Here is a 13,218-nt window from a genome sequence, read left to right on the forward strand (position 1 = left end):
ACGTGCCACAGAGCACCGTCGCGGCGGACGGCGCTCCCCCGTTCGGTAAGGTCGGCGGCGATGCACAAGACCCTGATCGTGACCAACGACTTCCCGCCCCGCCCCGGCGGCATCCAGGCGTTCCTGCACAACATGGCGCTGCGGCTCGACCCGGAGCGGCTCGTCGTCTACGCCTCCACCTGGAAGCGCTCCCGGGAGGGCGTCGAGGCGACCGCCGCCTTCGACGCCGAGCAGCCCTTCACCGTCGTACGCGACCGTACGACCATGCTGCTGCCCACTCCGGCCGTCACCCGGCGGGCCGTCGGGCTGCTGCGCGAGCACGGGTGCACCTCGGTGTGGTTCGGGGCGGCGGCGCCGCTCGGCCTGATGGCGCCGGCGCTGCGCCGGGCGGGCGCCGAGCGGATCGTGGCCACCACCCACGGCCACGAGGCCGGCTGGGCCCAGTTGCCCGCCGCGCGGCAGCTCCTGCGCCGCATCGGGGACTCCACGGACACGATCACCTACCTCGGCGAGTACACGCGCTCCCGGATCGCCTCGGCGCTCACCCCCCGGGCCGCCTCGCGGATGGTGCAGCTGCCGCCCGGGGTCGACGAGAAGACCTTCCACCCCGGTTCGGGCGGCGACGGGGTCCGGGCCCGGCTCGGGCTGACCGACCGGCCGGTGGTCGTGTGCGTCTCCCGGCTGGTGCCGCGCAAGGGGCAGGACACGCTGATCCGGGCGATGCCCGCGATCCTGGCCGCCGAACCGGACGCCGTCCTGCTGGTCGTCGGCGGCGGCCCCTACGAGAAGGACCTGCGCCGGCTCGCCCGGGACACGGGCGTCGCCGCCTCCGTCCGCTTCACCGGCTCCGTCCCCTGGTCCGAGCTGCCCGCCCACTACGGCGCCGGGGACGTCTTCGCGATGCCGTGCCGCACCCGGCGCGGGGGCCTGGACGTCGAGGGTCTCGGCATCGTCTACCTGGAGGCCTCCGCGACCGGTCTCCCGGTGGTCGCCGGCGACTCCGGCGGCGCCCCCGACGCGGTCCTCGACGGCGAGACCGGCTGGGTCGTCGCGGGTGATGCGGCCGACCAGACGGCCGACCGCATCACCACCCTCCTCGCCGACGAGGGACTCCGCCGGAGGATGGGCGAGCGGGGCCGCGAGTGGGTCGAGCAGAGATGGCGCTGGGACCTCCTGGCCGAGCGCCTGGAGAGGCTGCTCTGACGAGCTGTGCCGAGGAACGCGGCCGGGAACAGCGCTTCAGGGGCGCGGGGAACCGTGCGGGAAACCACGTGCGGCCCGCACCCGCCCACGGCGTCCACGAGGCGCCCCGAACGGCGCCTCACCACCGATCACTCGGCGTAGATCGCCTCGATCTCGTGGGCGTAGTCCTTGGCGACGACGTTCCGCTTCAGCTTCAGCGACGGAGTCAAATGCCCCGACTCCTCGGTGAACTGCGCGGGCAGAACACGGAACTTCCGCACCGACTCCGCCTTGGAGACCGCCGAGTTGCCGTCGTCGACGGCCGCCTGGACCGCCGCGAGCAGATCGGGGTCCTCGCTCAGCGACTCCGCGGTCGACCCCGCCGGCTTCCCGTGCTCGGCGCACCACCGGCCCAGGAACTCCTCGTCGAGGGTGACCAGCGCACCCACGAACGGCCGACCGTCGCCCACGACCATGCACTCCGCCACCAGCGCGTGCGCCCGGATCCGGTCCTCGATGACCGCCGGGGCGACGTTCTTGCCGCCCGCCGTCACCAGTATCTCCTTCTTGCGGCCGGTGATCCGCAGGTAACCGTCCTCGTCCAGCGTGCCGATGTCCCCCGTGTGGAACCAGCCGTCGGCCAGCGCCTCGGCGGTGGCGCCCGGGTTGTTCCAGTAGCCCGTGAACAGGTGCTCGCCGTGCAGCAGTACCTCGCCGTCGTCCGCTATCCGGATCACCGAGCCGGGCAGCGGCTGGCCGACCGTGCCGATCTTCTGCCGGTCCCACGGGTTGAACGCGGTGGCCGCGCACGACTCGGTCAGCCCGTAGCCCTCCAGCACGCTGAAGCCGATGCCGCGGAAGAAGTGCCCCAGGCGCTCGCCCAGCGGGGCGCCGCCCGAGATGGCGTACTCGCCGCGCCCGCCCAGCACCGCGCGCAGCTTGCCGTAGACCAGCTTGTCGAACAGCCTGTGCCTGATCCTCAGGCCGAACGACGGCCCGGACGGCGTGTCCAGCGCCCGGCTGTAGGCGATCGCGGTGTCGGCCGCCTTGTCGAAGATCCTCCCCTTGCCGTCGGCCTGCGCCTTGGCCCGCGCCGCGTTGTAGACCTTCTCGAACACCCGCGGGACGCCCAGGATCAGCGTCGGACGGAACGCGGCCAGCTCGTCGGTGAGGTTCCTGATGTCGGGCACGCAGCCCAGCTTGATGGGCGCCATCATGGGCGCGACCTGCACCAGCCGGCCGAAGACGTGCGCGAGCGGCAGGAACAGCAGCACCGAGCACTCGCCGGTGCGGAACAGCGGGCGCAGCCGCTCCACGATGTTGCCGCACTCGGCGAAGAAGCTGCGGTGGGTCAGCACACAGCCCTTGGGACGGCCGGTGGTGCCGGAGGTGTAGACGATGGTCGCCGGGTCGTCCGCCTTCGCGGACGAGCCGCGCTCCTCGACCGTCTCGTCGGTGACGTCCTGACCGAGCCGGCCCAGCTCCTCGATGCCGCCGGACTCGATCCGCCACAGGTTCCTCAGCGCGGGCAGCCGGTCGCGCACCGACTCCACCGTCGCCGCGTGGGCGTCGAGCTCCACGAAGCAGGCGGTGGCGCCGGAGTCGCCGAGGATCCACGCCACCTGCTCCGGCGAGCTGGTCTCGTACACCGGCACGGTCACCGCGCCGGCGCTCCAGATCGCGAAGTCCAGCAGCGTCCACTCGTAGCGGGTGCGGGACATCAGGCCGACCCGGTCGCCGGGCCGCACACCGGCGGCGATCATGCCCTTGGCGGCAGTCCGCACCTCCGCGAGGAAGGCGGTGGCCGTCACGTCCTGCCAGGTACCGCCGACCTTGCGGGCGATGACGGCGACGTCGGGATGCTGCGCGGCGTTTCTGCGGACGATGTCGGTGAGATTTCCGTCCGCGGGGACCTCGTACAGAGCCGGAAGGCTGAACTCGCGCAAGACTGCTGCTCCTCTTAGGGCGCCGGCGCCACGACGTTGTGCGATGCGACGGTGCGGTCCAAGGCTCGGGCGGGTGCTCGCGAATTCACATGTTGAAATCCCGAGCACGACTGGACTGCCCGGACGTTACCCGCCGGTACGGCGTTGACGACAGGGGGTCCCGGCGAGATGTTCGCTGCGTCACACAGGTTGGTGTTTCATTGCGCACAGTAGTCCACCCCGGAACCGACGAGCCAGTAACCGCAGGTAGGCCCGACATTGTCCCCGTGTGCCCCACACGCTTACCCTTGACCGCCATGGCATCGACACCCGGCGGGACCCCGCGCACACGCGTCCACGTGGTCAGCGACGTGCACGGCAACGCCCGCGACCTGGCCCGGGCCGGCGAGGGCGCCGACGCCTTGATCTGCCTGGGCGACCTGGTGCTCTTCCTCGACTACGCCGACCGCTCGCGCGGCATCTTCCCCGATCTGTTCGGCGTGGAGAACACCGACCGCATCGTGGAGCTGCGCACCGCCCGCCGCTTCGAGGAGGCGCGCGAGTTCCAGCGCCGGCTGTGGGCGGACATCGGCGGGGACCGGGCCGCCGCGATCGAGAAGGGGGTGCGCAAGCAGTACGCCGAACTGTTCGCCGCGTTCCCCACGCCGACGTACGCGACGTACGGCAACGTCGACGTGCCGTCCCTGTGGCCGGAGTACGCGGGCCCCGGCACGACCGTGCTGGACGGACAGCGGGTGGAGATCGGCGGCCGGACCTTCGGCTTCGTCGGCGGCGGCCTGCGCACGCCGATGCGCACGCCGTACGAGATCGACGACGAGGAGTACGCGGCGAAGATCGAGGCCGTGGGCGAGGTGGACGTGCTGTGCACGCACATCCCGCCGGAGGTGCCCGAACTGGTCTACGACACCGTCGCGCGCCGCTTCGAGCGCGGCAGCCGGGCCCTGCTGGACGCCATCCGCCGCACCCGGCCCCGCTACTCCCTGTTCGGGCACGTCCACCAGCCGCTGGCGCGGCGGATGCGGATCGGCGCCACCGAGTGCGTGAACGTGGGGCACTTCGCGAGCAGCGGGCGGCCCTGGCGGCTGGAATGGTGACGATGTCCCAGGTCGGGTGAGTGGTCCGGGCCGCACGCGCGGTAGCCTTCCGCTGCACGCGCGTGCGCCGTACGCCTGGCGCACGGCGACGACGATGACCGGCCCGCATCCGGAGGAGCCACGGCGATGGCGGAACACACCAGCTCGAGCATCACGATCGAGGCGGCGGCGGCCGACGTCATGGGGGTGATCGCCGACTTCGCCCGCTACCCGGACTGGACCGGTGAGGTGAAGGAGGCGGAGGTCCTCGCGACCGACGCCGAGGGCCGCGCCGAGCAGGTGCGTCTCGTCATGGACGCCGGCGCGATCAAGGACGACCAGACCCTGGCGTACACCTGGACCGGTCAGCACGAGGTCTCCTGGACCCTGGTGAAGTCCCAGATGCTCCGCTCCCTGGACGGCTCCTACATCCTCGCCCCGGCCGGCCCCGGCACCACCGAGGTCACCTACCGCCTGACCGTCGACGTCAAGATCCCCATGCTCGGTATGATCAAGCGCAAGGCCGAGAAGGTCATCATCGACCGAGCCCTGGCCGGCCTGAAGAAGCGGGTGGAGTCGGGCCAGAAGTAGCGCCCTGCCCGTAGCCGCGGGCAAGTCGTGCCTCCCTCGGTGCCTTGAGGGCCCGGTGGCGCCCCCGGGGCGACGGGGCCCCCGTTCGAGCGAAGCCGGAAGTGGGGCAGGAGCCAGGGCGGGGAGGCACCCGCAAGCGCGGGCGAGCAGCACCCGCCCCCGCCCGCGTCCGTTACGGTTCACGTCCATGCGCACCCTCCTGATCACGGGCCCCGGCGGCAGCGGCCGCACCACGACCGCCGCCGCCACCGCGCTCGCCGCAGCCCGTGGGGGCGCCCGCACCCTGCTCCTCGGCACCGACCGCACGGACACCCTGGGACCCGTGCTGGGCACCGGGGCCACCCCACGCCTCAGAGTGCAGCGCGTCGACCCCGACGCCGACTTCCGCGCCGACCTCGCCGCCCTCCAGGACCGCGCCGCCTCCGCCCTGGACCTCCTCGGCGCCTCCCGCCTCGAGCCCGAGGAGATCGCCCCGCTTCCCGGCGCCGAGGAACTCGCCACCCTGCGCGCTCTGCGCGACGCCGCGCTGGCGGAGGACGCGTACGACCTCGTCGTCGTGGACCTCCCGCCCACCCCGCGCGCCCTCTGCCTCCTCGCCCTGCCCGGGGAACTCCGCCGCTACCTGCGCCGTCTGCTCCCGCCCGAGCGGCAGGCCGCCCGCGCCCTGCGCCCCCTGCTCGGCCGCCTGGCCGGCGTCCCCATGCCCGCGGAGTGGCTGTACGAGACGGCGGCCCGGCTGGACCTCCAGCTGGCCTCCGTGGAGGCAGTGCTCGCCGACCGCGCCACCGTCGTACGCCTGGTCGCCGAGCCGGGCCCCGCCGGCGCCGACGCCGTACGCACCGCGGTCCTCGGGCTCGCCCTGCGCGGACTGCGCCCCGACGCGCTGATCGCGACCCGCGTCCTGCCGGAGGGCGAGGCGGGCGGCTGGTTGGCCGGGCCCGTGGCCCAGCAGCGCAAGACCCTGGACGAGTGGCGGGAGTCGTACGCCGTCCACCCGGTCGCCCACCTGGGCCGCGATCCGCGCGGCGCCGACGACCTCACCGCGCTCGCCGTACCCGGCGCCGGGACGGAACCGGGCGGCGCCACCCGGTGGCCGGTGGAGGACCGGCTCGCCGACGACGGCGTCCTCGTCTGGCACATCCCCCTGCCGGGCGCCCGCCGCGACGAACTCGACCTGATCCGGCGCGGCGACGAGATCGTGGTCACCGCCGGCCCGTTCCGCCGTATCGTCTTGCTGCCCTCCGCGCTGCGCCGCTGCACCGTCGTCGGCGCCGCCCTGCGCGAGGACGAGCTGCGCATCCGCTTCCGGCCGGATCCGCAGCTGTGGCCGCGCACCCGCTGAAGCGACGCCGGCCGTTCGGGTAACGTCGAAGGAGCCATCCGCAGTCAGGAGTCCGTCATGAGCGAACAGCTCCCCCCGTCCGGCGACGCCGGGGACGAGATCGTCGACAAGCCGGTGGACGACGCACGGGCGGCCGAGACCCACTCCGACGCCTGGGCGACCGCCGCCGCCGAGGACCTGGAGGCGGAGAAGGCCCGCCGCCGCGACCGGTACGGACCGCCCCCCGGCTCCGCCGCCGAGGAGCTGAAGAAGTTCGTCGACGTGGTCGCCGACAAGCTCTCCGGGCTGCAGTCCCCGCTGTTCGGCGCGGTCGCCGGACCGGCCGCGCAGCAGGTGGTGCGGCAGGTCGTCCAGCAGGCGAAGGCCGCCGTCGAGCCCGTCGTCGAACGCAACCCCGACGTCTTCGACCACCTCGCCGCCGCCGGCAACGAACTCCTCGCCGCCTACCGCTCCGCCGTACAGGACCAGGAGCGCCGCTGGACGGCCCACGAGTCCGGCCCCCGCGACCCCGGCGAGCGCCGGGACCGCGGCGACGACCCCGGCACCGGCTCCGGCGAGCACATCGACCTGGACTGACGCCGGGGCCCCGGCTGGCCGCCCATGATCCCCGCCGGACCGCTCACCGTACGGACGCCCGGTCCCCGAGGGCAGCGCCTCGGGTACCGTTGGCGGTAGCGGGGCTCGACCGGAACTGAGGGATTCATGGGACTCACCATCGGCGTCGACATCGGCGGCACGAAGATCGCGGCCGGCGTGGTCGACGAGGAAGGCAACATCCTCTCGACCCACAAGGTGCCGACCCCGGGCACGCCCGAGGAGATCGTGGACGCCATCGCCTCCGCGGTGGAGGGAGCGCGCGCCGGACACGACATCGGCGGCGTGGGCATCGGTGCGGCCGGATACGTCGACCGCCAGCGTTCGACGGTGTACTTCGCGCCCAACATCGACTGGCGCAACGAGCCGCTCAAGGAGAAGGTCGAGGCCCGCACGGGTCTCCCGGTCGTCGTGGAGAACGACGCCAACGCCGCCGCCTGGGGCGAGTACAAGTTCGGCGCGGGCGCCGGCCACCGCAACGTCATCTGCATCACGCTCGGCACCGGCCTCGGCGGCGGTGTGATCATCGGCAACAAGCTGCGCCGCGGCCACTTCGGCGTGGCCGCCGAGTTCGGCCACATCCGCATGGTGCCGGACGGCCTGCTGTGCGGCTGCGGCTCGCAGGGCTGCTGGGAGCAGTACGCCTCCGGCCGCGCCCTCGTCCGCTACGCCAAGCAGCGCGCCAACGCCACCCCCGAGAACGCCGAGATCCTGCTCTCCCTCGGCGACGGCACCCCTGAGGGCATCGAGGGCAAGCACGTCTCCATGGCCGCCCGCCAGGGCGACCGGGTGGCCGTCGACTCCTACCGCGAGCTGGCCCGCTGGGTCGGCGCCGGCCTCGCCGACCTGGCCTCCCTCTTCGACCCCTCCGCTTTCATCGTCGGCGGCGGCCTCTCCGACGAGGGCGAACTGGTCCTCGGCCCGATCCGCAAGTCCTACAAGCGCTGGCTGGTCGGCGGCAACTGGCGTCCGGTCGCCGAAGTCCTCGGCGCCCAGCTCGGCAACAAGGCGGGCCTGGTGGGCGCGGCGGACCTGGCCAGGGAGCCCGACCCGATCATGTGACACCCCTGCCCGCCCGCACGGCCGCGCCCGCCTGCCCCCTCCGGGGACGGCGGGCGCAGCCGTGACCGGCGGAGGGCGCGCCCGGTGCGGAGCCGGAAGCCGAGGGGAACCCTCGGTGAGCAGCGAGGTCCATCTCTTCCCGGCGTCGTCGACGGATGCGACCGCTTCGCTGGAGCGGGGCCGAGCGCGTCGCTCCGATCGGCCGTGTTCGGGATCCCGCCGCCGAGGAGGCGTCGCCGAACGGCGTATCTTGATCCGCATGGCGACGACTCCGCTGCTGCCCGACTCACGGACCGAGTCCGACGGTTCGGCCGTCATCCGGGTACTCAGCTACAACATCCGTTCGATGCGCGACGACACCGACGCCCTCGCCCGGGTGATCACCGCCTGCGCTCCCGACCTCGTCCTGCTCCAGGAGGCGCCGCGGTTCTTCCGCTGGCGCAAGAAGCTGGCACGGCTCGCCTCGGAGACGGGCCTCGTCATCCTCTCCGGGGGCGCCACGGCCGCCGGGCCCGCGATGCTGTGCTCGCTGCGGGCGACCGTCGAGCGGACCGAGGACGTACTGCTGCCGCTCACCCCCGGGCAGCACCGGCGGGGGTTCGCCACCGCCGTCGTACGGTTCGGGGGCGCCCGGCTCGGCGTGCTGAGCTGTCATCTGTCCTTGCGGAAGGACGAGCGGTACGAGCAGGGCGGCATGCTCCTGGACCGGCTCGCCGGGATGGGGGTCGAGCACGCGGTCGCGGGCGGGGACGTGAACGAGCGGCCGGACGGACGCACCTTCCGGCGGCTGGCCGAGTCGCTCACCGACTGCTGGGCCGCCGCTCCCTGGGGCGGCGAGCACACCTGGGTCCGTGACGAACCGCTGCGGCGGATCGACGCCCTCTTCGCCACCAAGGGCGTCGAGGTGCTGGGCTGCGGGGTTCCGCTCGAACAGCCCGGGGTGAGCGCGGCAGACCTGAGGGCGGCCACGGACCACCTCCCGGTCCTGGCCGCTCTCCGGATTCCCGCCGCGCGGAACGGGATTCCCGCCGCGTAGCAGCGGTCAGACCACCGCGCCCCGCCCCGGATCGTCGTCGTCCTCGTCGTCCGTGCGCATGCGCATCACCAGCGTGGCGAAGCCGCCCAGGAAGCCGCCGATGCACAGGGTGGTCAGCCACCAGGTCATCTCCCAGCCGAGCAGGATCGCCAGCAGGAGGAGGACCGGGCCGCCCAGCACGCCGAGCCAGGCGAACTTCGACGTGACGTCGGCGTCCGGGAGCGGCGGGGGCTCCGGCGGGACGAAGTGGCCCTCGTCGGTCTCGCCGAGGTCGTCGTCCGAGGGCTCGGCCACGCTGTAGTCGCGCGGGCCGCCGACGCCGGGGGCGAAGGAGACGGAGCCGCCCAGCGGCTTGGCCGGCTTGTCCTCGGCCCTGGCGGGGGCCTCGGCCTCCGCCTCGCCGTCGTTCGTCTCGGGCTCCAGCAGCGCCAGGTCCTCGACGGACTTGAACGGCTTGGCGCCCGGCGGGTCCGGCGGCTCCTCGCCGTACCCGGCGACGATCGCCTCCCACGCGGCGGACTCGTCGAGGGGGAGCCCCTTCTCCTCCGGCTCACGGCCTTCGCGGCCTTCGCGGTCCTCGCGGCCTTCGCGGTCCTCGCGGCCTTCGCGGTCCTCACGGCCTTCGCGGTCCTCACGGTCCTCGCGGTCCGAGTCGTGCTCAGCCACCTGCGGTCGTCCCTTCCTTGCCGAGACCGGGCTCCTTGACGGCACCGGGTGCGAGCCGGCCGATGAACGCGGTGCTCTCCTGGAAGATCCGCTCCGCGTCATGGTCCAACGTCGCCACGTGGTAGCTCTGTTCCAGCAGGATCTCGGTGACGTCCGTCGACGACACCCGGCCGAGGATCCGCGCCGAGTCCGCGGGCGGCACCACATGGTCCTGCGGGCTGCGCATCAGCAACAGGGGCTGGGTGACCTGGGGCAGCTCGCCGTCGACGAGCCGGAGGAAGTCCCGCAGCGAGTGCGCCGCGTGCAGTGGCACCCGGTCGTAGCCGAGCTCCCTGCTCAGCGGCTTCGCGATGTCGCTCGCGATGCCCTTCGTCGCGGGGACGAGGTGGCGCAGGACAGGGAGGGCGTGCGCGGCCACCCCGTGCATCTTGTTCGCCGGGTTGACGACCATCACCCCGCTCACCGAGTCACCGTGCGACGCGGCCAGCCGCAGCGCCAGCGCGCCGCCCATCGACAGGCCGGCGACGAAGACCCGTTCACGGCGGTCCAGCAGCAGCCGCAGCTCGCGGTCCACCTCCGCGTACCAGTCCTGCCAGCCGGTGACCCCGAGGTCCTGCCAGCGGGTGCCGTGCCCGGGCAGCAACGGCAGTGAGACGGTCAGGTCGCACGCGGCGAGGTGCTGCGCCCAGGGGCGCAGCGACTGCGGTGAACCGGTGAAGCCGTGGCAGAGGAGGACGGCGGTCTCCCCGCCCTCGTGGCGGAACGGCTCGGCTCCGGTCAGGAGCGGCACCTTCGGCCTCCTGTTCGTAGGAAGGTCACGGTGATCGCGGCAGGCGCCGCACACGGGTTGCAGGACCTTCACCGTACGCGACCGCACTGACACCGACCAGGGCCGTCGGGCCCGTCGACGGTGCTCCGGGATATGGTCTGAACAACACGCACGGGAGGCACTCGGTTGTTGTACGGCACGATGAAGGTCGCCATCGGAGGGCCGCTGAAGCTCGCCTTCAGGCCCTGGGTGGAGGGCCTGGAGAACATCCCCGCCGAGGGCCCGGCCGTCCTGGCCAGCAACCACCTGTCGTTCTCGGACTCCTTCTTCCTGCCGGCCGTGCTGGACCGCAAGGTCACCTTCATCGCCAAGGCCGAGTACTTCACCACCCCGGGCGTGAAGGGCCGGCTGACGGCCGCCTTCTTCAAGGGCGCGGGCCAGCTCCCGGTGGACCGCTCCGGTGCGCGCGGCGCGGGCGAGGCGGCGATCAGGAGCGGCATCGAGGTGCTGGAGCGCGGCGAGCTGTTCGGCATCTACCCGGAGGGCACCCGCTCGCCCGACGGCCGCCTCTACCGGGGCAAGCCCGGCGGCCTCGCACGCGTGGCGCTGGCCACCGGGGCGCCCGTCATCCCGGTCGCCATGATCGACACGGAGAAGATCCAGCCGCCCGGACGGGTGATGCCGAAGCTGATGCGGCCCGGCATCCGGATCGGCAGGCCGCTGGACTTCAGCCGCTACCAGGGCATGGAGCACGACCGCTTCGTGCTCCGCGCGGTGACCGACGAGGTCATGTACGAGATCATGAAGCTGTCCGGCCAGGAGTACGTCGACATGTACGCCACCGCCATGAAGCGGCAGCTCTCGGAGGCGGCCAGGGCCGAGAAGGAGGCGGAGAGGGCGGCGAAGGCCGCGCTCGCCCGCGAGGAGAGGGAACAGGCCGGAAGCTGAAGGCCGCGAGGGAGCAGGCCGGCCGGAAGCAGCGGAACGGGCGACGGCCCGCCCCCTGGACGGGGGCGCAGGGGGGAAGTGGGGGACATGGCCAGGCGCGAGCGAGTCATGCGCATGTCGGTCGAGCAGCCGCTGTGGCGCGCGCTCACCGGCTACCGGATCCTCGCCCTGGTGTACGCCATCGGTCTGTTCGCGACCGCCTACGAGGATTTCCCCCGCCCCTGGCTCGCCGTCGGCTACTTCGCCGTCCTCGCGGTGTGGACCCTGGCCACCCTGCCCAGAACCGCGGGCGAGGCCGCCTGCACCAGGCGCTTCCTCACCGCCGACCTCACCGTGGCGATCACCGGCATCCTGCTCACACCCCTCGCCGACGCGCCCGAGCGCATCCACGGGGGAGGCCCGACCCTGCCGTCCATCTGGACCGCCGGATCGGTGCTCGCGTTCGCGATCAAGGGCGGCTGGCGCTGGGCGGCCCTCGCCTCCACCCTCGTCGCCGTCGCCAACCTGATCGAACGCGGCAGCCCCGCCCGCGACACCGTGCACAACGTGATCCTCGTGTGGGTCGCCTCCATCGCCATCGGCTACGTCGTCGAGGTCGCCCGCGCCTCCGAGCGCACCCTCGCCCGAGCCCTGGAGATCGAGGCCGCGACCAGGGAGCGGGAGCGGCTCGCGCGGGACATCCACGACAGCGTGCTCCAGGTGCTGGCCATGGTGCAGCGCCGGGGCGCGGTGATCGGCGGCGAGGCCGCCGAACTGGGCCGGCTGGCCGGGGAGCAGGAGATCGCTCTGCGCACCCTGGTCTCCGGCGGTCTCGTCCCCGCCTCCCGGGCCTCGGAGGACGCCGCCGAGGGCGCCGTCGTACGGGCCGTGGACGAGACCGCGGACGACGAGCCGGTCGACCTGCGCACCCTGCTCGCCCCCTACGCCGGATCCCTGGTCGGCCTCGCCGAGCCGGGAGCGCCGGTGCGGCTGGCGCCGGCCGCCGCGCGGGAGGTGGCCGCCGCCGTCGGGGCCGCCCTGGACAATGTCCGCAGGCACGCCGGCCAGGAGGCACGCGCCTGGATCCTGGTCGAGGACGAACCGGACGAGGTGATCGTCACCGTCCGCGACGACGGCCCCGGCATCCCCGAGGGCCGGCTCGCCCAGGCCGAGGGCGAGGGCCGGCTCGGCGTGGCCCTGTCCATCCGGGGCCGGCTGCGCGACCTCGGCGGCAGCGCGGAACTGATCTCGGTGCCGGGGCAGGGCACGGAGGTCGAACTGAAGGTGCCCAGGAGCGCGAAGGAAGCGGACCACCCGCGAGGGAAGGCGGAACGGCGATGACGGACAGCACCGGGAACCACGAGGACCCGATCAGGGTCATGGTGGTCGACGACCATCCCATGTGGCGCGACGCCGTCGCCCGCGACCTCTCCGAGTCCGGCTTCGGGGTCGTCGCCACCGCCGGTGACGGCGACCAGGCGGTGCGCCGCGCCAAGGCCGTCGTCCCCGACGTCCTCGTCCTCGACCTGAACCTGCCCGGCAAGCCGGGCGTCCAGGTCTGCAAGGAGGTCGTCGCCGCGAACCCCGCGGTCCGGGTGCTCGTGCTCTCGGCGAGCGGCGAGCACGCCGACGTCCTGGAGGCGGTGAAGTCCGGCGCCACCGGCTACCTGCTGAAGTCCGCCTCCACCGAGGACCTGCGGGACGCGGTGCGCCGTACGGCCGTCGGCGACCCGGTGTTCACCCCCGGCCTGGCCGGACTGGTCCTCGGCGAGTACCGCCGCCTCGCCTCCGAACCGGCCGGACCCGCCCCGGCCGACGGCGAACCGGGGGCGCCCCGGCTGACCGACCGCGAGACCGAGGTGCTGCGCCTGGTCGCCAAGGGCCTCAGCTACAAGCAGATCGCCGAACGGCTCGTCATCTCCCACCGCACCGTGCAGAACCACGTGCAGAACACCCTCGGCAAGCTCCAGCTGCACAACCGCGTCGAGCTCGTCCGCTACGCCATAGAGCGCGGCCTCGACGACGTGTAG

The 13,218-nt window shown here is 73.3% G+C and carries 13 protein-coding genes; 10 read left to right on the plus strand and 3 right to left on the minus strand.

Annotation, left to right across the window (positions count from 1 at the left end):
- Window positions 1-60: 60 nt before the first annotated feature.
- Window positions 61-1,203: a glycosyltransferase family 4 protein gene (locus KYY02_RS07105; RefSeq protein WP_371236646.1), complete on the plus strand. Its 1,143-nt coding sequence runs from the start codon at window positions 61-63 to the stop codon at window positions 1,201-1,203.
- Window positions 1,204-1,331: 128 nt separating this feature from the next.
- Here KYY02_RS07105 and KYY02_RS07110 read toward each other — a convergent pair whose 3' ends face one another.
- Window positions 1,332-3,128, minus strand: a complete 1,797-nt coding sequence (locus tag KYY02_RS07110) for an AMP-dependent synthetase/ligase (RefSeq protein ID WP_371236647.1) — start codon at window positions 3,126-3,128, stop codon at window positions 1,332-1,334.
- Between the two features lie 296 nt (window positions 3,129-3,424).
- Here KYY02_RS07110 and KYY02_RS07115 point away from each other — a divergent pair, with 296 nt between their 5' ends.
- From KYY02_RS07115 to KYY02_RS07140, 6 genes are all read left to right on the plus strand, one after another.
- Complete coding sequence (locus KYY02_RS07115; RefSeq protein ID WP_371236648.1) at window positions 3,425-4,222, plus strand: metallophosphoesterase family protein; 798 nt, start codon at window positions 3,425-3,427, stop codon at window positions 4,220-4,222.
- A 126-nt stretch (window positions 4,223-4,348) separates the two neighbouring features.
- Window positions 4,349-4,792: an SRPBCC family protein gene (locus KYY02_RS07120; RefSeq protein ID WP_371236650.1), complete on the plus strand. Its 444-nt coding sequence runs from the start codon at window positions 4,349-4,351 to the stop codon at window positions 4,790-4,792.
- 187 nt (window positions 4,793-4,979) lie between these two features.
- On the plus strand, window positions 4,980-6,134 hold the full coding sequence (locus tag KYY02_RS07125) for an ArsA family ATPase (RefSeq protein ID WP_371236651.1): 1,155 nt from the start codon (window positions 4,980-4,982) through the stop codon (window positions 6,132-6,134).
- Between the two features lie 57 nt (window positions 6,135-6,191).
- The gene (locus KYY02_RS07130; protein ID WP_371236653.1) at window positions 6,192-6,710 is read left to right on the plus strand and encodes a DUF5304 domain-containing protein; all 519 of its coding nucleotides are present in this window, start codon (window positions 6,192-6,194) and stop codon (window positions 6,708-6,710) included.
- 126 nt (window positions 6,711-6,836) lie between these two features.
- Window positions 6,837-7,790, plus strand: a complete 954-nt coding sequence (locus tag KYY02_RS07135; RefSeq protein WP_371236654.1) for an ROK family glucokinase — start codon at window positions 6,837-6,839, stop codon at window positions 7,788-7,790.
- 259 nt (window positions 7,791-8,049) lie between these two features.
- Window positions 8,050-8,826, plus strand: a complete 777-nt coding sequence (locus KYY02_RS07140; RefSeq protein WP_371236656.1) for an endonuclease/exonuclease/phosphatase family protein — start codon at window positions 8,050-8,052, stop codon at window positions 8,824-8,826.
- A 6-nt stretch (window positions 8,827-8,832) separates the two neighbouring features.
- Here KYY02_RS07140 and KYY02_RS07145 read toward each other — a convergent pair whose 3' ends face one another.
- Window positions 8,833-9,492: a hypothetical protein gene (locus KYY02_RS07145; protein ID WP_371236658.1), complete on the minus strand. Its 660-nt coding sequence runs from the start codon at window positions 9,490-9,492 to the stop codon at window positions 8,833-8,835.
- Window positions 9,485-10,282 carry an alpha/beta hydrolase gene (locus KYY02_RS07150; protein WP_371236659.1) on the minus strand — a complete coding sequence of 266 codons (798 nt, stop codon included), beginning with the start codon at window positions 10,280-10,282 and terminating at the stop codon, window positions 9,485-9,487. The genes KYY02_RS07145 and KYY02_RS07150 overlap by 8 nt, the downstream gene beginning before the upstream one ends.
- 180 nt (window positions 10,283-10,462) lie before the next feature.
- On the opposite strand from KYY02_RS07150, the gene KYY02_RS07155 reads away from it, so the two are divergent.
- The 3 genes from KYY02_RS07155 to KYY02_RS07165 all read left to right on the plus strand — a co-directional run bounded on the left by KYY02_RS07155 (window position 10,463) and on the right by KYY02_RS07165 (window position 13,218).
- The gene (locus KYY02_RS07155; RefSeq protein ID WP_371236833.1) at window positions 10,463-11,209 is read left to right on the plus strand and encodes a lysophospholipid acyltransferase family protein; all 747 of its coding nucleotides are present in this window, start codon (window positions 10,463-10,465) and stop codon (window positions 11,207-11,209) included.
- An 87-nt stretch (window positions 11,210-11,296) separates the two neighbouring features.
- Entirely contained in the window at window positions 11,297-12,529 is a 1,233-nt protein-coding gene (gene macS, locus KYY02_RS07160) for a MacS family sensor histidine kinase (protein WP_371236661.1), read from the plus strand.
- A complete protein-coding gene (locus KYY02_RS07165; protein ID WP_371236662.1) occupies window positions 12,526-13,218 on the plus strand; it encodes a response regulator in 693 nt (230 codons plus the stop codon). The genes macS and KYY02_RS07165 overlap by 4 nt, the downstream gene beginning before the upstream one ends.

Source organism: Streptomyces pimonensis (assembly GCF_041380215.1).
GTDB lineage: Bacteria > Actinomycetota > Actinomycetes > Streptomycetales > Streptomycetaceae > Streptomyces > Streptomyces pimonensis.